Genomic DNA, 22,309 nt, shown 5'->3' on the forward strand with positions numbered 1-22,309 from the left:
CGGCCACCGGCGGAGCGTCACGCGGACAACTCCTCCCGCAACGCGTCCCGCAGCCGAGCCGCCCGCTCCGACACCTCCGCAGGACCCAGCGAAACCGCCCGATCCGCCCACCGCTGCCCCTCGGCCAGCTCGCCCCGCCGCGCGTACACGAGTGCGAGCCGCAACGCCGCCCGCCCGTGCCCCGCGTCCGCCGCCCGGGCCCACCACAACGCGGCCTCCGGCTCACTCCCCTCCCGGGCGAGCAGCAGCCCGAGATTGAACGCCCCGTTCCGCGACCCGGCCTCGGCGGCCTCGCGGTACCACCGTGCCGCGTCCACCACGTCCCCTCGCGCCGCCGCGAGCATCCCCACCCGCACCTGCGCCCGCCGGTGCCCCTGGGACGCCGCCCGCTCGTACCACTCCTCGCACTCGCTCTTCTCGTGCGCGGGCTCCCCCAGTTCGTGCTCCGGCGCGGGTGGGCGGCGCGCGTCGAGCACCGAGGCCAGCCGGTACGCGGCCTCCGCGCTGCCACCGCCCGCCGCGCGGCGCAGATGCCGCTCCGCGGCCACCTCGTCCCCGTCCCGCAGCCGGGCGATGCCGACCTGGAGCGCGGCCTCCGTGTGTCCGTCGGCGGCGGCACGCTCGTACCAGCGCAGCGCCGCGGCGTCGTCGGCCGTGGTGCCCCGCCCGGCGTGCAGGATTCCCAGGTTGAACGCGGCGTCGACGCTGCCCGCCTCCGCCGCCTTGGAGAACCACGGCTCGGCGCCGGCCGCGTCCCCGACCTGGAGCAGCAGGACGGCCAGGGCGTTCGCCGCCTCCCGGTGCCCGGCGTACGCGGCCTGCCGGTACCACTGCTCGGCCTGCGCGGTCCGGCCCTGTTCGGCGCAGAGCAGCGCGAGGTTGTAAGCGCCGTTGGTGTCGCCCGCGTCCATCGCGGCCCGGTACCACCGCTCGGCGGTCTGGGTCTCGCCCCGCTCCGCGTGCAGCGCGCCGAGGGCGTTCGCGGCGTTGCCGTCGCCCTCCTGAGCGGCCCGCAGCCACCACACGGCGGCGCTCTCGGTGTCGCCGGCGTCGCGCAGCAGGAACCCGAGCGCGCAGGCCGCCCGCGCCTCGCCGTCCTTGGCGGACGTCAGGTACCAGCGTCCGGCCTCCTTGAGCTCGCCGCGCTTCTCCAGGATGGCCCCCAGGTGCAGCGCGGCCCGCCGGTGCCCGCGCGCGGCGGCCTGCCGGTACCACTGCTCGGCCTCTTCGCCGGCGGCCCCGATGACACCCAGCACGCCGCTGACACCGTTGTCGGAGCCCCTTTCGCCCGCGTCGGCGGCCTTGCGGTCGAGTGTGCGCGCCAGCCGGTACGCCGCCTCGCGGTGTCCTCGCTCGGCGGCCGCCCGCATCCACTGCTCGGCGCCGACGTCGCCGCGGTGCTCCAGCAGATCGGCGAGCGCGTACGCCCCGAGGGCATGGCCCTGCTCGGCGGACTGGCGCAGCCAGTACTCGGCGGCGGGCTCGTCGCCCCGCTCGCGGTGGTAGCGGCCGAGGGCGTGCGCGGCGGCCGCGGAGCCCGCGACGGCGGCGATCCGCCACCATCCCGCGGCGTCGTCGGTGTATCCGCGCTGGTGCAGAAGGACGCCCAGGTTGTTGGCGGCGGCACGGTCACCGGCGGCGGTGGCGGCGCGCAGCTGGGGCTCGGCCGCGTCGAGATCGCCGCGGCGCAGCAGCATCGCTCCGAGGACGCTCATCGCCTCGACGTCGCCGGATTCGGCGGCGAGCCGCTGACGCGCCTCTTCCGCCGCCTCGCCGGTTTCGTCCCGGTCCGAAGGCTGCACAAAACGCCCTGTCTCCAACAGAGTTGCCTTGTCCCCCATAACGTCCATCGTCGCACCACCTGCAACCCGGCCACACCTGGTATACCGCAGTCAGTGAGGTCACTTCAGCGTTTTGTCGACATGCCCACAGAGAGACAAGTGAAACACAAAATCCCCAACTCCCCACGGATGGCGCAGCCTTCGCGCGTGTCGCCGACCGGTGCCGGTGCGCCCCCCGCGTACCGGCGGTACGCGGCCGGCACACGCACCTCGCGCGACCGCGGTGGCATCCGCGGGCACGGGGTGCGCGACCGCACATGACGAAGGCCCGGATCCTTGAGGATCCGGGCCTTCGCCTTTCAGTAGCGGGGACAGGATTTGAACCTGCGACCTCTGGGTTATGAGCCCAGCGAGCTACCGAGCTGCTCCACCCCGCGCCGTTGTGTTGCAACCGTACCACGGCGCGGAGGGGACTCCGTTCAGCTGTTCCCGGAGCTCCCGTCGCTGCTGGGAGTGCCGCTCGGGCTGCCGTTCTTGTCGCTGCCCTTGTCGCCGGCCTTGTCGCCGCTCTTGCTGCCGCCGCTGGGCTTGCCGGCCGCGTCCTGGGCGTCCTCAGCCCTCTTCAGAGCGTCCTGAAGGTCCTTCTGCGCCTGGCCGTACGCCGTCCAGTCGCCCTTCTTGAGGGCGTCCTGGCCCTCGGTGAAGGCCTTCTGGGCGTCGTCGAGCGCCTGCTGGACCGTGGGGTTGCTCGATGTCGGTGGTTTCGTGGTGCCCGTGTCGCTCGGTGGGGTGGTCGTGACGTCCGCCCCGAACACCTTGTTGAGGGCTTGGTCGAGCGTGTCCTCGAAGGCGGTGTTGCCTCCGTAGGTCACCAGCACCTTGCGCAGCAACGGGTACTTGAGTCCACCACCCCGTACGTAGACGGGCTCCACGTAGAGCAGTCCTCCGTCGAGCGGAATCGTCAGCAGGTTGCCGTACTCGACCTCCGAGGCGCCGCCGCTGAGGAGTCTGATGGACTCGGCGATGGTCTGTTCGGAGTTGAACTGGCTCTGGACCTGTTTGGGTCCGTCGACGGGTTCGCTCGTCGGCAGTTTCAGGATTCTGATCTTGCCGTAGTCGCTGGTGCCCGCCTCGGCGTTGACCGACATGAAGGCGCTCAGGTTGTCCCGGCCGTTCGGCGTGAACGTCGTCGTCAGCGAGAACGCCTGCGCCTGCTGGTCGGGCATCTTCATGCTCAGGTAGTACGGCGGTACCGCGTTGCCCGACTTGTTGCTCGGGTCGTCGGGGACCTGCCACACCTCGCTGCCGCTGAGGAACGTCTGCGCGTCCTTCACGTGGTAGCGGGTGAGCAGTTCCCGCTGGACCTTGAACAGGTCCTGCGGGTAGCGGAGATGGGCCATCAGCGAGGGTGAGATGTCCTGCTTCGACTTCACCGTGTGCGGGAACGCCTTCATCCAGGTCTTGAGGACCGGGTCCTTGGTGTCCCACTGGTAGAGCTTGACGTCACCGGTGTACGCGTCGACGGTGGCCTTCACGGAGTTGCGGATGTAGTTGACCTGGTTCTGCTGGGCCACCACCGCGCGCTGGTTGTTGGTCGCCGTGAGCGAGTCGGCCGTCGTGTCACCGAGGGTGGTGCGGGAGGCGTACGGATAGCCGTTGGTCGTGGTGTACGCGTCGACGATCCACTGGATCTTGCCGTCGACCACGGCCGGGTAGGCGTCGCCGTCGATGGTCAGCCAGGGCGCCACGGCCTCGACACGGTCCTTGGGGGTGCGGTTGTAGAGGATCCGGGAACCCTCGCCGATCGCGCCCGAGTACAGGATCTGCGGCTCACCGAACGCGACCGCGTACGCGGCACGGTTGACCGGGCTGGAGAGGCTGACGCCACTGCCGCCCTTGTAGCTGGTCGTCTTCTCCCCGCTGTCGTCGGAGTAGTCGATCTCCTTCTGGGGACCGCCGACGATGGAGTACTGGGTGGTCTTCTCGCCGTAGTAGACGCGCTGCTCGTACGTCCCGAGGTCGCCCTTGGACGGCAGGTCGGACTCGGTGAAGACGGGCCGGCCGCCGGCGGTCGCCGTGGTGCCCTTGGCGGCGACCACGCCGTAGCCGTGCGTGTAGCGGAAGTGGTCGTTGATCCAGTTGTTCTTCGGAATGCCGTTGAGGTTCAGCTCACGCAGCCCGATGACCGTGTCCTGGTCCTTGCCGTCCTTGCTGTAGCGGTCGACGTCCAGGTTGGTCGGGAACGCGTAGTAGTTCCTCATCTGCTGCAGCTGCTGGAACGTCGGGGAGACGATGTTCGGGTCCATGATCCGGATGCTCGCCGTGGAGTCGGCGTCATCGCGCAGCTTGGTCTTGTCCTTGGTGCCGCTCGTCCCCGCGTACTCCGAGACCTTGGTGCCGTCGATGCCGTAGGCCTCGCGCGTCGCCTTCAGGTTCTTCTCGACGTACGGCGCTTCCTTGGCCTGCTCGTTCGGCTGGACCTGGAACTTCTGGACGATCGCCGGGTACAGGCCGCCGATGAGGATCGCGGAGAGCACCATCAGGCCGAAGCCGATCACGGGCAGCTGCCAGGTGCGCCGCCACAGGGTGGCGAAGAACAGCAGTGCGCAGATGACGGCGATGCAGAAGAGGATCGTCTTGGCGGGCAGGTAGGCGTTGGCGTCGACGTACCTGAGGCCGGTCCAGTTCCCGGTCGCCTTGAAGTCGCTGGACTTCACGGCGAGTCCGTACCGGTCGAGCCAGTAGGCGACCGCCTTCAGCGCGACGAAGACACCGAGGAGCACCGAGAGGTGGCCGGTGGCCGCCGCCGTGGCACGCGCCCCCGGGCTGGTGATCCGCAGTCCTCCGTAGAGGTAGTGCGTGAGCGCGGCGGCGATCAGCGACAGCACGGCGGCGGCGAAGCCGAAGCCGAGGAGGAACCGGTACCAGGGCAGGTCGAAGGCGTAGAAGGACACGTCGAGGTGGAACTGGGGGTCCTTCTGGTCGAAGGGGACTCCGTTCACCCACATCAGCCAGGTGCGCCACTGGCCGGACGCGGACGCGCCCGCGATCAGCCCCACCAGGGCGGTGACGCCGAGCAGCAGCCACCTCTTGTAGGGCGCGATGCCCATCCGGTAGCGGTCGAGGCTCTGCTGCTCCATCGACATGGCGCTCAGTGGCGGCCGCAGCCGGTGCGCCAGCCAGATGTTCACCCCCACCGCCGCCGCCATGAGCAGGCCGAAGACGAAGAAAAGTCCGATCTTGGTCCACAGGGTCGTCGTGAAGACGGACGAGTAGTGGACCGACCGGTACCAGAGCCAGTCCGTCCAGAACCCCGCGAACATGACGAAGGCCATGGCCAGCACGGCCAGCACGCCCAGGGTCATGAGCAGGGTCCGGACACGCCGGGAGGGTCGGCCCACTCTCATCCGTGGCCCCGTCGGGCCTCCACCGCGGTCCGGCATCTGGAAAGCCAAGGTGCGCACCTCGAAGTCGCTGTTGATCCGTCAGGCCCCGTGAAAGCGGACCATCCATCAGGCTCCGTGATCGTGGAGCCTCACCTATGCAACTTACTCACGCTTTACTCGGTTCCCGCTTCCGGGTACTAACGAGGCAGGATTGTGACCATGTCCAACACTCCCATGGCAGCGAGCCCGCTCACCCGGGTCGTACTCGAGATCGACGAGTACGCCTCAGGCCTCGGCTGGGACCAGCCCGCCCGCCTCTTCGCCCTCGTAGACACCGCACGACTGCGCACCCAGGAACCCGGCCTCGCGGCCCAGCTCGGACTGCAGGACGAGCCCGAGAGCACCGCTCTCACCCCCGTCGAGCAGGACGAGATCCCTGCCGGCAAGCCGCTGGACGAGTTCCTCGGCACCATCGCCTGGCCCGACGCCGTGGTCGGCTGTGCGCTGACCGTGGAGCGGCTGATGCTGCCGCCGTCCGCGGAGGCCTCCGTTCCGGAGGGGCTGAGCGACAAGAAGCTCGCGAAGTGGGTCGCCGAGCATCCGGACCGCCAGGAGGTACGGATGACGGTCGGCGTCCTGCGCGACGGCACCCGTGACTCGGCGCTGCGGCTGCGCGAGAAGGACGCGGCGACGGAGGTGCTGACGGGGGCGGGCCTGGTGCCGGGGCTCGCCGAGGCGCTGTCGGCGACGTTCGCGGAGTAGCTCCGGGGGCTACTCCGCGGTGCGGACCGGCCGCTCTACTTGGCCGTGCACTTCGGCAGGTCGGCCGTCTTGCCGGATTTGATGTCCTTGAGGGCGCTCATCGCGTCGTCGATGGTGTTGACCTTGACGAGCGTGAGCCCCTCGGGGGTGTCCTTGGCGGCGGCCGCGCAGTTGTCCTTGGGCGTCAGGAAGTACTGGGCGCCCTTCTCGCGCGCGCCGACCGTCTTCATCTCGATGCCGCCGATCGGGCCGACGGTGCCGCCGTCGTCGATGGTGCCGGTGCCGGCCACGAACTTGCCGCCGGTGAGGTTGTCCGGGGTCAGCTTGTCCACGATGCCGAGCGCGAACATCAGGCCGGCGCTCGGTCCGCCGACGTCGGCGAGCTTGATGTCGATGGTGAACGGGAAGGTGTGGTCCGTTCCGGCCGAGATGCCGACGATGGCGCGGGCCGCGCCCTTGTCGGCGGACTTCGCCGTGGTGATCGTGACGTCCTGCGTCTCGGTCGCCGTCTTGTTCGCCTTCTCCGCGGCGGCCTGCTCCTTGGCGGGCACGACCGTGAAGACGACCTTCTCGCCGGGCTTGTGGCGGGTGACCAGCTTCGCGACGTCGTCGGGCGCCTTGACCGCCGTACCGTCGACCTTCTTGATCACGTCTCCGGCGTGCAGGCGTCCCTCGGCCGGGGAGCCCTTGACGACCGTGGAGACGATCACCCAGGACTTCACCGGGATGTTCAGCTCCTTCAGGGCCGCGACCTTGGCGCTCTCCTGGGACTGGCTGAACTCCTCGGCGTTCTCCTGGGTCGACTGCTCCTCGGTCTTCCCGTCGGGGTAGAGCGTGTCGTGCGGGACGATCTTGTTGTCGTGCGCCAGCCAGCCGTAGACGGCCTCGATCAGGTTCATCCGGTAGTCGGCGCTGGTCACCCGGACGGTGGTCATGTTCAGGTGTCCGGTGGTCGGATACGTCTTGCGCCCGGAGATCTGCAGCACCGGCTCGCCCTCGTGGTCGCCCAGCGTGTTCACCGTCGGTCCCGGTGACATCTCCGAGTACGGCACGGGGATGAACACTCCCGCGCACAGGAGCGCGATCAGGATCAGAGTGGAGGCGAGCATCGTCGCGGTGCGGCGTGGCATGTCTCGACAGTACGGGACCGTGCTGTCAGCGCACCGTCGGGGCCGCCCGTACGGGGCCTCGGCCGCGTACGGGGGCGCCGCGCCCTCAGACCGCGTCGGAGGGGGACTTCTCCAGGGTCTCGGACCGTGGCGTGACGGCTTCGGACCGCTCCATGGCCGCACGGAAACGGGCGTAGCCCTCGAGCTCGACGCCGTCTCCGGCCGTCTTGCGATTCCGGCCGGCCCAACTTCCCCACAGTCCGGCACCGATCGCGGCCAACAGCGGAATCAGCAACCAGGCGAGCGACGCCATGCCGACCTCCCAACCCCAACGAGCGACCGCAACTGACTGATCAGCAGATTAACCATTCGCAGTGTTAACGCTCACGCCAGGGGGTCGGTTACGCAACCCGAGCACGCGCGGAGGACGGGTGTGCTCCTTCCGTGGCCGCGTCGGCGCCACCTCAGGGCTTCGTCCCTGCTCGGGACGGTGTTCCTCAGCAGGCTCCGACCCATTCCTCCGTGCCGTCGGAGAATTTCTGATGCTTCCAGATGGGCACCTCGTGCTTGAGATCGTCGATCAGTCTGCGGCACGCCGCGAAGGCCTCGGCGCGGTGCGGACACGACACGGCGACGACGACCGCGAGGTCCCCGACGGCCAGGTCTCCGACGCGGTGCACGGCGGCCAGCGCCCGTACGGGGTACTCGGCGACCACTTTCTCGGCGATCCTGCGGATCTCCGCCTCGGCACTGGGGTGGCTCGAATACCCCAGTCCCGCGACGTCGGCACCGCCGTCGTGGTCCCGCACGGTGCCCACGAACAGCGCGGTCCCTCCGGCGGCGTCGTCCCCGACGGCCCGGAAGACCTCGTCAAGGGAGAGCGGTTCGTCACGGACCGCCACCAGCCGGACGGGATCCTGCGCCGCCCGCTCTCCGGGATGTTCAAAGTCAGGTGCCATGCCCCCATCGTGCCGCACCCCTCGGTACCGAGGAATACGCGTTTCCCCCGGTACCGGCGCGGGACCCTTTGGAGCGTCCTACAGGCAGAGGCCTCCTCAAGGAAGTGGCCTCCTCCAGGGAGGCGCGGACGGCCGGGCGCGGACGGCCGGGCGCGCCCGCGGCGGCTCTCGTCGCGCGTGTCCGGGGGCGCGTGTCCCGGGCGCGGCCCTCAGGGGCCCACCTCTCCGTCCTGCCGCCCTGCCGTCCTGCCGTCCTGCTCGTGTTCTGCCGTCCCGTCCGGTTCAGATCCTGCGCCGGGCCTTCCGCGCCCTGCGTACGATCGCCGCCGTGCCGAGCAACGCCACCGTCGCTCCCGCGGCCCCCGCCGCCGTCGCGTCCTTGCGGCCCAGCCGCCGCCCGGCCACCGTGTGCCGCCCTGCGACCTCCTCCAGCAGCTCCGCGAGGACCTCCTCGTTGGTCCACCGCGGCCGCCACCCGGCGTCGTGCAGCCGGCTGCCGCTCACCACCCAGGGGTACATCGTGTAGGCCAGGTCACCGGCCGGTGAGGGGGTGAGCCCGATCCGGTGAAGCCGGGCCGCCGCGCCCAGGGCGACGGCGGAGGGCAGCTCCATCCGCCGGATCCCGCTCAGCTCCTCGACCTCTTCCTGCTCCAGCCACCCGTCGCACCCGACGGCCAGCTCCCCGTCCACCTTCTCCAGAACGGCGTACTCCAGGGCACTGCACAGGTCCTCGACGTGGCAGAACTGCCAGGCGGGCCGGGACCCGGCCACCACAAGGAGCCGCGGCGACTCGAAATACCTGGTCAGCGCGGTGTCGGTACCGCCACCGACCAGCACTCCGGGGCGCACGACGGTGACATTGAGCCCGGGGTGCGCGCGGGGAGCCCGCCGCGCGAGCCGCTCGATCTCCAGGAGGTCGCCCACCCCGGTCGCCTCGGCGGTCGCCCGCAGCTCGGCGTCCTCGGAGAGCGGCAGCTCGTTGTCGGGCAGCGCCCCGTACACCATCGCGGAGGTGCACAGCACGACCCGGTGCACCCCGGCCGCGGCGGCGGCCGTGAGTACGGTCTGCGTCCCCCGGACGTTGTAGGCCGTACGGGCGGCCGCGTCCGTCTCCAGGTCGAGATCGAGTGCGAGATGCACCACGACGTCGGCTCCGCGCAGCTTCTCCGCGATCGCCGGGTCGCGCACGTCGAGGATGTACCACTGGGCGCCCGCGCACTCGCCACGGCGCTCGTCCATGGCGATGACCTGCTTGATCTCCTCACTGGCGGCGAGCCGCTCGGTGAGCATCGCGCCCACGCCGGACGCGGCTCCGGTGACCGCGACGACGGGCCCGCGCGGGAGCGGGCTGGTTGAGTGGTTTCGCGCTGCGCGAACCTGTGGATCTGGGGAACTCACCGGGCGTCTCCAGCGGTTGTCTTCAGTAACGGACGCGCGTGACGCGTCCGTACCAGGTGGCATCCATCCTGCCGCAGGCCAAGAGTCGGCGAAGCACCGAGCCCCGATCGGGTTGTGGTGTCTACGCTGGGTGGTGTTGTCGGGCAGCCGCCGTCGGAACGAACCGGCGGCCCTAACCAGCCGAGGAACCCCGTGAGTGACACCCCATTCGGATTCGGCCTTCCGCCGGAGGAGCCGGAGAACGGCGACGAGGGCAAGAAGAAGGACCAGCAGAGCGGTGGTGGTCAGGGACCGTTCGGTTTCGGGCCGCCCGGAGCCGGCGGTCCCGGCGCCGACAATCCGCTCGCAGCCATGTTCGGCTCCATGAACCCCAACGACCTGGGCGCCGCGTTCCAGCAGCTGGGCCAGATGCTCTCGTACGAGGGCGGCCCGGTGAACTGGGACATGGCCAAGCAGATCGCCCGCCAGACGGTCTCCCAGGGCACCTCCGACGGCACCAAGGACGCGAGTGTCGGCCCCGCCGAGCGCACCGCGGTCCAGGAGGCCGTCCGTCTGGCCGATCTGTGGCTGGACGACGCGACCTCCCTGCCGTCCGGCGCAGGCACCGCCGTGGCCTGGAGCCGCGCGGAGTGGGTCGAGGCGACCCTGCCGGTGTGGAAGGAGCTCGTGGACCCGGTCGCCGAGCGCGTCGGCGCGGCCATGGGCGACGTCCTGCCGGAGGAGATGCAGGCCATGGCGGGCCCGCTCATCGGCATGATGCGCTCCATGGGCGGCGCCATGTTCGGCACGCAGATCGGGCAGGCCGTCGGGGTGCTCGCGGGCGAGGTCGTCGGTTCCACCGACATCGGCCTGCCGCTCGGCCCGGCCGGCAAGGCCGCGCTGCTGCCGCTGAACATCGCGTCGTTCGGCAAGGACCTCGGCATCAGCGAGGACGAGGTGCGGCTCTACCTCGCCCTGCGCGAGGCCGCCCACCAGCGGCTCTTCGCGCACGTGCCGTGGCTGCGCTCGCACCTCTTCGGCGCCGTCGAGGGCTACGCGCGCGGGATCAAGGTCGACACGGCCAAGCTGGAGGACGTGGTCGGCCAGCTCGACCCGCAGAACCCGGAGCAGTTGCAGGACGCCCTCCAGCAGGGCATGTTCCAGCCGGAGGACACGCCCGCGCAGAAGGCCGCGCTGGCCCGTCTGGAGACGGCGCTCGCACTCGTCGAGGGCTGGGTCGACGCGGTCGTGCACGCGGCCGCGAAGCCGCGCCTGACGTCCGCGGACGCGTTGCGCGAGACGCTGCGCCGCCGCCGGGCGACGGGCGGTCCCGCCGAGCAGACGTTCGCCACGCTCATCGGCCTGGAGCTGCGCCCGCGCAGGCTGCGGGACGCCTCCCGGCTGTGGGCCTCGCTCACCGACGCGCGCGGTGTCGACGGCCGGGACGGCCTGTGGGCCCACCCGGACATGCTGCCGAACGCGTCCGACCTGGACGACCCGGACGGCTTCGTGCACCGCGAGCAGCTGGACTTCTCCGAGCTCGACAAGATGCTCGGCGAGGCGGCGTCGGGTTCCGCCGAACGGCCGAACCTGACGAAGGACGACGGCAAGCCAGGCCGGGACGACCAGGACGGCGACGGCGGCGTCGACGGCAAGAGCGACGGCGCCGAGTGACCCTCCACGACGACGCGGTCCTCGTACTGAAGGGTTACGAGGGCCAGGAAGAGCTGCGGCAGGTGTATCTGGACCACCTGTCCGCGCACCCGGACGGCATGTGGAAGTCGTGCACGGCGGGGCATGTCACGGCGAGCGCGCTGGTCGTGGACCCCGAGGGCGGCCGTGTCCTGCTGACGCTGCACCGCAAGTTGCGGATGTGGCTTCAGATGGGCGGCCACTGCGAGCCGGGTGACCCGACGCTGGCGTCGGCCGCGCGGCGCGAGGCGGCCGAGGAGTCCGGCATCGAGGGTCTGACGCTGCTGCCGGGCGGTCCCGTGACCCTGGACCGGCACGCCATCCCGGCGCCGTGCAACTGGCACCTGGACGTCCAGTACGCCGCGCTGGCCCCGGCCGGGTCCGTGGCGGCGATCAGTGACGAGTCCCTCGACCTGCGCTGGTTCCGCTACGACGAGGTCGCGGAGGTGGCCGACGCGTCGGTCGTGCGCCTGCTGGACGCGACCCGCGCGAGGCTCTCGGTCTGAGACCGGGGCCCTCCGCCTGAGACACGCGTAAGGGGCGACCGCCCGGGCGGTCGCCCCTTACCGTCGCTCCTGCCGGTCCGTCGCTCAGCTCCAGGCGTTGCCCTGGTTCTGTGCGTGGACGCCCTGCTGTCCCATGCCGTACTGGGCACGCAGTCCCTGGCCGATCGCCGCGTTCTGCGGCGGCAGCATCTCGCTGGGCTGGACGAGCGCGTACCCCTGGCCCATGAAGCTGAGCTCCCAGCCCTCGCCGGTGTTGCCGCGCCGCCGCCACACCCCGGAGGAGTGCGTCTGCGCCTGCATCTGCACCCGCAGGCCGGTGGACCACGCGACGATGGCGTCGGCGTCGCAGTTGACGTACTTGTCGGGCGTGACCTGCATCATCAGCGGCGCCCCCGAGGTCATCAGGGCGACCTTGCCGCGTCCGGTGATGTTGAGCTGGTACTTGCCGGATCCGGAGATGCCGTACTGACTGTCCACGGCGATCACCTCGTGGTGCAGCGCGGAGTCCATGGCCAGCACATAGCTGCTGTCGACGGTGAGGCCGTCCTGGTCCACGTCGACCACATGCACGTGCTGGGCGAGGTTCGCGAGGTAGACCGTCCCCTGCCCGTGGCAGCGCATCAGGTCAAGTCCCTCACCGGTGTACGCACGCGCGCGGTGCTGGCTGTTGTTCTGGTACTCGGCGTCGAACTCGACGAGCCCCTGGTAGGCGACCATCGTGCCCTTGCGGGCCAGGATGTCGTCGTGGCCCTCCATGACGACCCGCAGCATCTGCGAGTTCTGCAGGCTGTAGCGCTCCTGGGTCTGCTGTTCGTTGTAGCCGAAAAGCGGGCTCTGCATGATGTCCTGCTCCCCCTCAGCCCCGGATCCGGAGGCGGTCGGTGCTGTCCTCGCTGGGCTGGACGACGACGATGCCCTGCCCGGAGAACGCCATCTGGTACGCCTCGCCGCTGCCGCGGCCGATCAGCGACTGTGCCTTGAAGCTGCGCTTGCCCTTCACCTTGAGGTTCGGGGACCAGGCGACCAGCGCGTCCGGATCGACGTAGGTCTCGTCCTCGCCGCCCCCGCAGTCGACCACGATCGGTTCCCCGCGGGAGGTCAGCGCGACCCAGCCCTGGCCGGAGATCTTGGTGTTCCACAGGCCCTGGCCGGCGAACTTGGCGAGCCCCTTGACGCGCTCGACGCCCCAGGTGAGGTGCGCGTCGAAGGCGAGCAGGTTGGTGGCGTTCACGGAGATCGCGTCCCCGTTGAGGTTGATGACGACGACGTTCGCCCCGTAGTCGGCGAGATACAGCAGACCGTCGCCGTGGCACCTCATGAGGGGCGCGCCCTCGCCGGTCATCCAGTCCCGCGCGATCTGCCGGACCGCGGGCGGGTTGGGCTCGTACTGGACGAAGCCCTCGTAGGCGACCATCGAGCCGACGCGCGCGAAGAGGTCGCTTCCGGTCTGCATGGCGACCTTCAGCATGTGATTGCCGTGGTTCTCCATGCGGGCGGTGACGGGTGCCGGGGCGTAGCCCGTAAGTGGCTGGTTCATGACGGGCTCCCTCAGACCTCGTACGGCTGGACGACGATGAAATTGCCGGGAGCGCCGCGGAACTGAAGGTTCACGCTCTCCCCCGTGTCGCCCGGGTAGGCGTTGCGCCGCATCCGCACCTGACTGGAGACGATCACCTGGGAGGCCGCCGACCACGCGACGACGGCGTTGCAGTCGGCGAACGTCGTCGGTGTCACGGGCAGCACGACGGGCGCGCCGTGGGTCTTCACCACGACCGTGCCGGTCCCCTGGAACTGCATGGTGAACAGCGCGCCCCCGGGAATGCCGTGGCCCTCGATCCTGCGTACCTCGTACTGGAGCGTCTCGTCGAAGGCGAGGACGTTCTCGGAGGACACACAGATCGCGTCGCCCTGGAGTTCGATGGGGTGCACATGGGTGGCGTTCTCGGCGAGGAACACCTGACCACGGCCCGAGCAGCGCATCAGCTGCATCTCCTGCCCGGTCGCGTTGCCCACGATCCGTCCGGCGAACCCGGCGCCCTTGTAGCTGAAATCGACCTTGCCCTGGTAGAGCACCATGCTGCCCTGGCGGGCCAGCACGGGCTGGTCGCCGATGCCGAGGTCGACGCGGATGAGCTTCTTGTTCTGCTGCGTCCACCGCTGTCCGGTGGGTGTCTCCTTGAACGCGCCCAGCGCGGCGGCCACACCGGCCCCGCCCTGCGGAGCGCCTTGGGGAACACCGTACGGGGAGGGCGCGCCGGGCTGTCCGGGGTACTGCCCCGGGACCTGTCCGTACGACGGCTGCTGCCCGTAACCGGGAGGTGCCGGCGGAGCCTGCTGCCCGTATCCGGGCGGCGCCGGCGGGGCCTGCTGGCCGTAACCGGGCGGCATGGGGGCGCTCTGCCCGGGAGGCTGCCCGCCGTAGCCCGGCGGCGGACCGGGCGGACCGGGCGGACCGGGCGGCTGCGCGTACGGGGCGGGACCCGGCGGCGGCACGGTGCCGCCGGGCGGGCTGTGCAGCGGCGCGATGATGGTCGGCGCGGCGTGCACCGACGGCGCGGACGGGGCGTGCGGCGGCGTGAACCCCTGCGCGGCGGGGGCCGGCGCTCCGAACGCGGGCGCCGCGCCCACCTGGGTGGGAGGCGAGAACGAGGGCGCGGCAACGCCCTGCGGCGGCTGCGCGGCGGGCTCCTCGTCGGCGACCTCACCGCCGAAGTTCTTCAGCAGCGCGTCGAGACCGCCGTCGAAACCCTGTCCCACGGCGGCGAAGCGCCAGACGTCCTTCAGGTAGAAGTCGCCCAGCATCACGGCACGCTCGGTGGAGAACTCCGCGCCGGTGAACGAGTACCGGGCCACCTCCTCGCCACCCGCGACGACGCGGAGATATCCCGGGGCGATCTGGGACATCTGTCCGGTCCCGTCGAGCGTCGCCGTGAACGACAGCTTCTGGATCTGCGCCGGGATCCGGTCGAGGGTGACACGGAAGGACTCCGTGTCACCCGACTGGGCGCCAAGGAGCTGGACGGATTCCTCGGGGGTCTTCGGCTGGTTGAAGAAGACGAAGTACCGGTCGTCCGAAAGCCGTTCGTCGGCGTCCAGACCGAAGCAACTGATGTCGAAGGTCAGTCCGGGGCCGGTGATCTGCACACCCACGTACAGATCGGTGCCCGCGGTGAGGTCACTGATTCTGGCCTTGTGGCCGCGTTGGAATTCCCTGGCCATGCGTAACGACCGTCCCCCATCCCGAATGCGATTGCGTCGCGTCAGGCTAACGGGAAACCCCGGAAGTGAACGCGGCCGGTACAGACCCGGTACACAATCACCCCCCGTCCGGGACGGACCGCGGCCGCCGGCCCGCTATTCGTCGCGGCCGACGGGCAGGTGGGGCAGCCGGGCGGCCGCGACCACCCCCTCCAGGTAGCCACGCGCCCGCTCCGTCCGCGGATACGCCTCCAACAGCCGCCAGAAGCGCGGACCGTGTCCGGGCACCAGCAGATGCGCGAGTTCGTGGACGAGAACGTAGTCGACGACGTACTCGGGCATGCCCTGCAAACGGTGCGAAAGACGGATACTGCCCTCGGCCGGGGTGCACGAACCCCATCGCGTGTTCTGATTGGTCACCCAGCGGACCGAGGTGGGCCGGGCCCGCCCGTCGAAGTACTGGTCCGACAGCCGCGCGGCACGCTCGGTCAGCTCGGCGTCACCGAGCACCCGCTTGCTCTCCTGGGCGGCCAGTTTGTCGAGCATGACGGTCACCCAGCGCTGTTCCTCCGCCTCGGACATCCGGGCGGGGATGAGCACGACAGTGCGATCACCCTCGCGGTACGCGGAGACCGTCCTGCGCCGTCGCGCACTCCTGCGAACCTCGATCGCACTCGCCCCGGAGCCGCTTGGCGGCAGGCTCGTCGTGCTGCGCTGTGGTTTTCCGGCGCGGTGCAGTGGGTCGGCGGGCACGCCCCGACGTTACCCGCTGCACATGGGGGAAGTCCCGTCCCCAGGACGGTTCGGTGTCGATCCGCACCCGGCACGCTCGATTTATCCGACGAACACCACAGCCTGTGGACAACTTTCCGCACCCCCCAGCCGCCACCGTGCATCCTGGCATCCGATCGGCGGACCCGGCACGACCCCGCCGACACACGGGGATGCTCCATGGATACGGGGGTCGGTCATGCATCCGATGGTGAAACCCGCGCTGCGGCGCGGCTGGCGGGACCTCAACACCGTGCAGTTCGGCATGGCACCCGCACACGCGATGGTGCTGGGCCCCGTGGACACGGCGACAGGCAGCTTCCTCGACCTGCTCGACGGAACCCGCGGACTCCCCCTCCTGCGCGAGGAAGGACGCGGCATGGGCCTGCCCGACGGCCACGTCGACGCGCTCGTGGAACGGCTCGCCCGCTCCGGACTGCTCGACGACGCGACGGGCGGCGGCCCGGCCGCAGACACCCTGCGCGCGAAGAAGGCGGTCCTCGACCGGCTGCGCTCCGACCTCGGGGCTCTCTCCCTCGTCGCCCCCGCACCGGGCGACGCCCTCGGGCACCTGGCCGCCCGCCGCTCCCTGCGCGTGCAGGTGCGCGGCGCGGGCCGGGTCGGGGTCACCCTGGCGGCACTGCTGGCCGGCTCGGGCGTGGGCCGGATCGAGGTGCGCGACCTGGGCCGGGTGGAACCGTGGGACGTGGCACCCGGCGGACTGCCGCCGGACTCCATCGGGGAGCGCCGCGAGGAAGCCGCCAGGCGGGCGGTGCGCAGAGCCGCGCCGGACCGCCCGCCCCGGCCCACCGCCGACGACGAGGAACTCGGACTCTCCCTGGTGATCATCGCGCCTCGCGACGGCCTGTCCGTCCACGCCCCCGATCTCACCGCCGCCGAACCCCTGATCGCCTCCGGCACACCCCATCTGTACGCGGGAGTCGTGGAGGCGACAGGAGTCGTCGGCCCACTCGTCCTGCCCGGCGACACCGGCTGCGCCGGATGCCTCGACCGCAGCCGCGCCGACCGGGACCCGACCTGGCCACGGCTCCTCGCCCAGTGGCGCTCCGGCACCTCACGTCACGTACCGGCGTGCGACCTCACCGTGGCGACAGGCGTCGCCGGCCTCGCCGCCGCGCACGCGCTCGCCTTTCTCGACGGCCGGCCGCCCTCCAGCACCGGAGCCCGTTGGGAGGCCTCCGCTCCGGAGCTCCACTGGCACGCGAAACCGGTGTGGCCGCATCCGGATTGTCCGTGCGGCGCCATGGAGAAAAGTAAGAAGGGGGAACGCGCCGCCGAAGCCGAGAAGCCGCACGAGACAATGGCGGGGCAACAGCCGCATGCGGCACGGCTGTCTGGGACTTGGAGGGCGCATGTCTGATCTTCCCCGGAAGGCGGTCACCCGAACCGCCAAACTCGCCGCGCTACCGCTCGGCTACGCCGGGCGAGCGACCTGGGGCCTGGGCAAGCGGATAGGCGGGAAGTCGGCGGAGATCGTGGGCCGCGAGCTTCAGCAGCGCACGGCCGAGCAGCTCTTCAAGGTCCTCGGCGAGCTGAAAGGCGGCGCGATGAAGTTCGGACAGGCACTGTCCGTCTTCGAATCGGCGCTGCCCGAGGAGATCGCGGGACCGTACCGGGCGGCGCTCACGAAACTCCAGGAAGCGGCGCCGCCGATGCCGACCCGCACGGTGCACGCCGTTCTCCGCGAGCGGCTCGGCGCGGACTGGCCCGAGTTGTTCCTCGAATTCGACGACAAGCCGGCCGCGGCCGCCTCGATCGGCCAGGTGCACCGGGCCGTGTGGCACGACGGCCGCGAGGTCGCCGTCAAGGTGCAGTACCCGGGAGCCGGCGAGGCCCTGCTCTCCGACCTCACCCAGCTCAGCCGATTCGCCCGGCTGCTGGGCCCGCTCATCCCCGGCATGGACATCAAGCCCCTCATCGCGGAACTCCGCGACCGGGTCTCCGAGGAGCTCGACTACGCACTGGAGGCACAGGCCCAGGAAGCCCACGCCACGGAGTTCTCCGGCGACCCCGACGTCCTGGTACCGGCGGTGGTCCACCAGTGCGACCAGATCCTCGTCACCGAATGGATCGACGGAACACCTCTGTCGGAGGTGATCTCCGACGGCACCCAGGAGCAGCGGGACCGCGCGGGGCAACTGCTGGCCCGCTTCCTCTTCTCCGGCCCCGCCCGCACCGGACTGCTGCACGCCGACCCGCACCCGGGAAACTTCCGCCTCCTCCCGGACGAGAAGAGCGGCTGGCGCCTCGGCGTCCTGGACTTCGGCACGGTCGACCGCCTCCCCGGCGGTCTGCCCTCACCGATCGGCGACTCCCTCCGCATGACCCTCGACGGCGACGCCGAGGCGGTCTACGACCTGCTGCGCGAGGAAGGCTTCGTCAAGGAGTCGATAGAACTCGAACCCGACGCGGTCCTCGACTACCTCCTGCCGATCATCGAACCGGCCCAGCTGGACGAGTTCACCTTCACCCGGGGCTGGATGCGCAGCCAGGCCGCCCGGGTGGCCGACCCCCGCTCCCCCGCCCACCAGTTGGGCAGGCTCCTCAACCTGCCACCGTCGTACCTGCTGATCCACCGTGTGACGTTGAGCACCATCGGCGTCCTGTGCCAGCTGGGCGCGACGGTCAGGCTCCGCGACGAACTGGAGGAGTGGCTGCCGGGGTTCGTTCCCACCGAAGAACTGCCGGACGAGGAGGACTCGGCGGCCGGGGCGTGAATTAGGGCTGTCTTCGGACGGCTGTGGGGGTGGGGTGGGAGGGGAGGGGGGAGGGGAGCCCCCCCAGAAGAAGCCCCGGCACAAGCACCACCTACCACCAGGCCGAATCCAGCCGTCCCTCGATCGCCCGCAGATGTTCCCGGGCGCAGTCGTCGCAGAGGTAGTGGCGGCTGCCGTTCTCCACGGAGCAGGTCCAGGTCGGTTGGGGGCCGTCCGCCGGGGTGCCGCAGCGGGCGCACGCGATGCGCTGGGCCTGGGCCGTGTCGGGCCGTTCGGTGGTGCCGCTGCTGTCACTGTCCCCGGGAAGACTCGTCACCCGCCGACGATAGCGCCGTGGCCCGGTGTTCGCCCGGTGCAACGCACCGCGGGGGTCGGTCCGGACGGACCGACCCCCGCGGTGGAGTGGGTGTCTCCAAGCGACTGCCTCCGGCTGCTTACTGCATGACCGCCATGGCCAGCGCACGGCGGGCGCGCATGGAGGCGCGCTCGGCCCGGCGCTGCATCCGGCGGGCGGTGGCCAGGCGCGCGGCCTGACGCTCCTGCTCAGCCTCTTGCAGTCGCTCGCGCATATGCGCACGAGCCAGGGCTTCTGGAATGAGTTGCATCTCTCGGGTCCTGTTCTCACGCGAGTCGTTCGCGCCGGTGGTGGTGAAGTCTGGAATGGCGGAGCCGGTGGGCTCACTCGTGGACGGCTTCATCGGGGCCTGTTTCTTGGGGTCGTGCGTGAGGGGGCGATCGATCGTTCCTGCGGTGTTCATGCTGTGACCGGGTTCTTGCGCGGGCGGCCACGGGGCCGCTTGCGGGCCACTACGACACCCTGGACGAACAGCTCGCCGCCCCAGACCCCCCAGGGCTCACGCCGCTCCTTGGCGCCGGCGAGGCAGGCCTCGATCAGCGGGCAGGTACGGCAGAGGGACTTGGCGTACTCGACGTCGGCCGGCGACTCGGCGAAGAAGACTTCCGGGTCGTAAGAACGGCAGGGGACGGGTACGCCGAGGTTCTCGATGGCGTCGTCGAGCGCGGTGAGCGCGGTGAGCGGGATCAAGGTGGAGTCCTCCGTGAGGCCGGGCGGGGAGATCGTTTCGGAAGGCGGTACGGACGGGGCGTGCGCTTCGAGTTGCACGGTTGGTCTTCCTCGTCTGGTCGTGCCGGCCGGTTGGCCGGTTGGCGGCTGGTACCGGGTTCTTTTCTTGTCCCGAGGCCCCTTCGCTCTGCCGTCCCCGGTCGGGGACAAACAGAAGGGCCGCGGATCCCGGGTGGGGTTCCGCGGCCCTGAAGGCGCCGGCCTGATCGAGGATCAGGCTGGATCACTCCAGGGTTCAGGCCCACGGAAGGCCCACATCGTGTGGTGCTGCTTGGTCTGCTTCAGGGATCCGGCACCGGCTGCCGCAAAGGCATAGACATGCGCCTCTGCCACTACTGCCGCTTCCAGTGCCTGGATCGGTCGCTCATTGCGCTCACGGATGGGAAGACCCGCGAGGGACAGGGAGGACGTCGGCCGGACGGCAGCGATGCCGGACAGACCGGTGCCCAGGTTCGAGACGCCGAGCAGGCACGTGGAGACGACGGAGGGATCGGTCATTTTGACGGTCGTGTTGGAGCTGGTCTTGATGCTGATCACTGGAATCGCCTCCTCTCGGCGTCTTGGGGGACTGGGGTGAGCCAGTCCGACGGCTATTAAGTACAGCACGGAACCGGGGCTTCGGAGAAGCCCGCCGCTTCCGTGTTAAGAACCTATGGGGCTTGCCGGGGCATGCGCAAACTATTTTTTCGACGAGTTTGAATCAGTCGTCGTGCCGGGCCTCGTCGGGCTCTTGGCCTGCGCAGATGGCCAGCACGTCGGCTCCGAAGCGGTTGAGCTTGCGTACGCCGACTCCGGGGATCCGTGCGAGCTCTCCCTCGTCGTCGGGCACGGTCTCGGCGATGGCCATGAGTGTCTTGTCGGTGAAGACGCAGAACGCGGGCTGTCCGCTGCGCTGCGCCTGTACCGCCCGCCAGTCCCGCAGCCGTTCGTAGAGACCCTCGTCCATGTCGGAGGGGCAGTCCTCACAGCGCATCAGTTTCATCTCGCCGGCGTCGGTCAGTGTGCGGCCGCAGACGCGGCAGCGGGCCGGGGTTCGGCTCGTCCGCCGTACGACGGTGCCTCCGCTGCTTCCGATGCCTCGCTCGACGCCTCCCGGACCGCCTCCGTTCGTGCGGCCGGCGGTGGTGACGGAGCCGGGTCGCAGTCCGTCGAGGAAGCGGCTGGGCCGCCGGTTGGCTCTGCCGCCGGGTGAGCGGGACAGGGCCCAGGAGACGGAGAGGTGTTCCCTGGCGCGGGTGACGCCGACGTAGAGGAGGCGGCGTTCCTCTTCGATCTGCTCGTCGGTCTTTGCGTAGGTGATCGGCATCATTCCCTCGGCGACGCCGACGAGGAAGACGACGTCCCACTCCAGCCCTTTGGCGGAGTGCAGGGAGGCGAGGGTGACGCCCTGGACGGTCGGGGCGTGCTGCGCGCCGGCGCGCTCGTCGAGTTCGGCGACCAGGTCGCCGAGGGTGGCGTCCTGTTTGGCGGCGGCGAAGTCCTGGGCGAGGTGGACGAGCGCGGCCAGGGATTCCCAGCGCTCTCTGACCGCGCCGGAGCCGGCGGGGGGTTGGCCGGTCCAGCCTTCGCCGGAGAGTACGGCGCGGACCTGGGAGGGCAGGTCGACGACGTCGTCGAGAAGGGAGTCGTTGGCTCCGAATCGGGCGGCCGCGCGGAGGGCCGATCCGGCTTTGCGCACTTCGGGGCGGTCGAAGAACCGCTCGGCGCCGCGCAACTGGTAGGGCACTCCGGCGTCGGCGAGGGCCTGCTCGTGGATCTCGGACTGGGAGTTCGTACGGAAGAGGACGGCGATCTCGGCTGCGGGGACGCCGGAGGCGATGAGGTCGCGGATGCGGCGGGCGGCGCCTTCGGCCTCGGCGGGTTCGTCGGTGTATTCGGTGTAGACGGGTTCGGGGCCGGGCGCGCGCTGCGAGATCAGTTCCAGACGGTGGTCGGCGGCGCGGCCGCGGGCCTGTGAGAGCAGGCCGTTGGCGAGGTGGACGACCTGGGGTGAGGAGCGGTAGTCGCGGACGAGTTTGACGACGGTGGCTCCGGGGTGGCGGGTGCGGAAGTCGAGCAGGTGGTCGGGAGTTGCACCGGTGAACGAATAGATCGTCTGGCTGGCGTCGCCGACGACGCAGAGGCTGTCGCGTTCGCCGAGCCACAGGTCGAGCAGGCGTTGCTGGAGGGGGCTGACGTCCTGGTACTCGTCGACGACGAAGTGCTGGTACTGGGAGCGGACCTGGTCGGCGATGTCGTGGCGGTCCTGGAGGATGCCGACGGTGAGCAGCAGGACGTCCTCGAAGTCGATGAGCGACCGGTCGCGTTTGACGTATTCGTAGGTGGCGTACAGCTGGGCGATCTCCGCGGGGGCGCGGGGGGACTCGCGGCCGGTCTTGGCGGCGGCGGCCGCGTAGTCGGAGGGGACGGTCTGAGTGACCTTGGACCATTCGATCTCGGCGGTGACGTCGCGGAGCTCGCCGCGGTCGAGGCGGATGCGGCAGGCGGCGGCCGCGTCGGCGACGAGCTGGATCTTGCGGTCGATGAGTCGGGGGAGGCTGCCGCCGACCGCCTTCGGCCAGAAGTACTGGAGTTGGCGCAGGGCCGCGGAGTGGAAGGTGCGGGCCTGGACGCCGCCGGCGCCGAGCTGGCGGAGGCGGCCGCGCATCTCTCCCGCGGCGCGGTTGGTGAAGGTGACGGCGAGGACGCTGGAGGGCTGGAGGATTCCGGCGCGTACGCCGTAGGCGATGCGGTGGGTGATCGCTCGTGTCTTGCCTGTGCCGGCTCCTGCCAGCACGCACACCGGACCGTGCAGGGCGGTGGCGACTGCGCGCTGCTCGGGGTCGAGCCCGTCGAGCACCGCGTCGGCCGTGTCCGGAACCTGCGGGAAGAGGGTGGAGTGCGTTGCTGCTGTCACCCCGCCATGCTGCCAGGTCGCCGGGGGCGGGTGAGTCGGTTGTCCACAGG

General features: G+C 70.5%; 20 protein-coding genes and 1 tRNA gene. 5 read left to right on the plus strand and 16 right to left on the minus strand.

Features of this window, described 5'->3' with window-relative positions:
• Positions 1-17: 17 nt before the first annotated feature.
• From GFH48_RS14800 to GFH48_RS14810, 3 genes are all read right to left on the minus strand, one after another.
• Entirely contained in the window at positions 18-1,850 is a 1,833-nt protein-coding gene (locus GFH48_RS14800) for a tetratricopeptide repeat protein (protein WP_153288721.1), read from the minus strand.
• Positions 1,851-2,144: 294 nt separating this feature from the next.
• Positions 2,145-2,218 (minus strand) — tRNA-Met (locus tag GFH48_RS14805).
• A gap of 42 nt (positions 2,219-2,260) precedes the next feature.
• On the minus strand, positions 2,261-5,224 hold the full coding sequence (locus GFH48_RS14810; protein WP_153292915.1) for a UPF0182 family membrane protein: 2,964 nt from the start codon (positions 5,222-5,224) through the stop codon (positions 2,261-2,263).
• Between the two features lie 162 nt (positions 5,225-5,386).
• Between GFH48_RS14810 and GFH48_RS14815 the strand changes: the two genes are divergently transcribed.
• Positions 5,387-5,929: a PPA1309 family protein gene (locus GFH48_RS14815; RefSeq protein ID WP_153288722.1), complete on the plus strand. Its 543-nt coding sequence runs from the start codon at positions 5,387-5,389 to the stop codon at positions 5,927-5,929.
• A 35-nt stretch (positions 5,930-5,964) separates the two neighbouring features.
• Here GFH48_RS14815 and GFH48_RS14820 read toward each other — a convergent pair whose 3' ends face one another.
• The 4 genes from GFH48_RS14820 to GFH48_RS14835 form a co-directional block, all read right to left on the minus strand.
• Positions 5,965-7,059, minus strand: a complete 1,095-nt coding sequence (locus GFH48_RS14820; RefSeq protein WP_153288723.1) for a YlbL family protein — start codon at positions 7,057-7,059, stop codon at positions 5,965-5,967.
• 85 nt (positions 7,060-7,144) lie between these two features.
• The gene (locus tag GFH48_RS14825; protein ID WP_153288724.1) at positions 7,145-7,351 is read right to left on the minus strand and encodes a hypothetical protein; all 207 of its coding nucleotides are present in this window, start codon (positions 7,349-7,351) and stop codon (positions 7,145-7,147) included.
• Between the two features lie 184 nt (positions 7,352-7,535).
• Positions 7,536-7,997 carry a molybdenum cofactor biosynthesis protein MoaE gene (locus GFH48_RS14830; protein WP_153288725.1) on the minus strand — a complete coding sequence of 154 codons (462 nt, stop codon included), beginning with the start codon at positions 7,995-7,997 and terminating at the stop codon, positions 7,536-7,538.
• 282 nt (positions 7,998-8,279) lie between these two features.
• Positions 8,280-9,395: an SDR family oxidoreductase gene (locus GFH48_RS14835; protein WP_153288726.1), complete on the minus strand. Its 1,116-nt coding sequence runs from the start codon at positions 9,393-9,395 to the stop codon at positions 8,280-8,282.
• 192 nt (positions 9,396-9,587) lie between these two features.
• Here GFH48_RS14835 and GFH48_RS14840 point away from each other — a divergent pair, with 192 nt between their 5' ends.
• Entirely contained in the window at positions 9,588-11,048 is a 1,461-nt protein-coding gene (locus GFH48_RS14840; protein WP_153288727.1) for a zinc-dependent metalloprotease, read from the plus strand.
• The gene (locus GFH48_RS14845) at positions 11,045-11,572 is read left to right on the plus strand and encodes an NUDIX hydrolase (RefSeq protein WP_153288728.1); all 528 of its coding nucleotides are present in this window, start codon (positions 11,045-11,047) and stop codon (positions 11,570-11,572) included. Before GFH48_RS14840 ends, GFH48_RS14845 begins: the two co-directional genes overlap by 4 nt.
• Before the next feature lie 84 nt (positions 11,573-11,656).
• On the opposite strand, the gene GFH48_RS14850 is transcribed toward GFH48_RS14845, so the two are convergent.
• The 4 genes from GFH48_RS14850 to GFH48_RS14865 form a co-directional block, all read right to left on the minus strand.
• Complete coding sequence (locus tag GFH48_RS14850; protein ID WP_153288729.1) at positions 11,657-12,412, minus strand: AIM24 family protein; 756 nt, start codon at positions 12,410-12,412, stop codon at positions 11,657-11,659.
• Positions 12,413-12,428: 16 nt separating this feature from the next.
• A complete protein-coding gene (locus GFH48_RS14855; RefSeq protein ID WP_153288730.1) occupies positions 12,429-13,109 on the minus strand; it encodes an AIM24 family protein in 681 nt (226 codons plus the stop codon).
• Positions 13,110-13,120: 11 nt separating this feature from the next.
• Positions 13,121-14,791 (minus strand): TerD family protein, encoded by a 1,671-nt coding sequence (locus GFH48_RS14860; RefSeq protein WP_153288731.1) that lies wholly within the window; start codon positions 14,789-14,791, stop codon positions 13,121-13,123.
• Between the two features lie 135 nt (positions 14,792-14,926).
• Positions 14,927-15,523 (minus strand): M48 metallopeptidase family protein, encoded by a 597-nt coding sequence (locus tag GFH48_RS14865; RefSeq protein ID WP_153288732.1) that lies wholly within the window; start codon positions 15,521-15,523, stop codon positions 14,927-14,929.
• Between the two features lie 217 nt (positions 15,524-15,740).
• Between GFH48_RS14865 and GFH48_RS14870 the strand changes: the two genes are divergently transcribed.
• Together GFH48_RS14870 and GFH48_RS14875 are read left to right on the plus strand one after the other, a co-directional pair.
• Positions 15,741-16,922 carry a TOMM precursor leader peptide-binding protein gene (locus GFH48_RS14870; RefSeq protein WP_153288733.1) on the plus strand — a complete coding sequence of 394 codons (1,182 nt, stop codon included), beginning with the start codon at positions 15,741-15,743 and terminating at the stop codon, positions 16,920-16,922.
• Complete coding sequence (locus GFH48_RS14875; RefSeq protein WP_153288734.1) at positions 16,915-18,279, plus strand: ABC1 kinase family protein; 1,365 nt, start codon at positions 16,915-16,917, stop codon at positions 18,277-18,279. Before GFH48_RS14870 ends, GFH48_RS14875 begins: the two co-directional genes overlap by 8 nt.
• A 91-nt stretch (positions 18,280-18,370) precedes the next feature.
• Here the strand turns inward: GFH48_RS14875 and GFH48_RS14880 are convergent, their stop codons facing one another.
• The 5 genes from GFH48_RS14880 to GFH48_RS14900 form a co-directional block, all read right to left on the minus strand.
• A complete protein-coding gene (locus tag GFH48_RS14880; RefSeq protein WP_153288735.1) occupies positions 18,371-18,595 on the minus strand; it encodes a hypothetical protein in 225 nt (74 codons plus the stop codon).
• 118 nt (positions 18,596-18,713) lie between these two features.
• Complete coding sequence (locus tag GFH48_RS14885; protein WP_153288736.1) at positions 18,714-19,037, minus strand: hypothetical protein; 324 nt, start codon at positions 19,035-19,037, stop codon at positions 18,714-18,716.
• Entirely contained in the window at positions 19,034-19,402 is a 369-nt protein-coding gene (locus tag GFH48_RS14890; RefSeq protein WP_153288737.1) for a WhiB family transcriptional regulator, read from the minus strand. Before GFH48_RS14890 ends, GFH48_RS14885 begins: the two co-directional genes overlap by 4 nt.
• 174 nt (positions 19,403-19,576) lie before the next feature.
• A complete protein-coding gene (locus tag GFH48_RS14895) occupies positions 19,577-19,900 on the minus strand; it encodes a hypothetical protein (RefSeq protein ID WP_153288738.1) in 324 nt (107 codons plus the stop codon).
• Between the two features lie 163 nt (positions 19,901-20,063).
• On the minus strand, positions 20,064-22,259 hold the full coding sequence (locus GFH48_RS14900; RefSeq protein WP_153288739.1) for an ATP-dependent DNA helicase UvrD2: 2,196 nt from the start codon (positions 22,257-22,259) through the stop codon (positions 20,064-20,066).
• Between the last annotated feature and the right edge of the window lie 50 nt (positions 22,260-22,309).

It is taken from the genome of Streptomyces fagopyri (assembly GCF_009498275.1).
GTDB classification, from domain to species: domain Bacteria; phylum Actinomycetota; class Actinomycetes; order Streptomycetales; family Streptomycetaceae; genus Streptomyces; species Streptomyces fagopyri.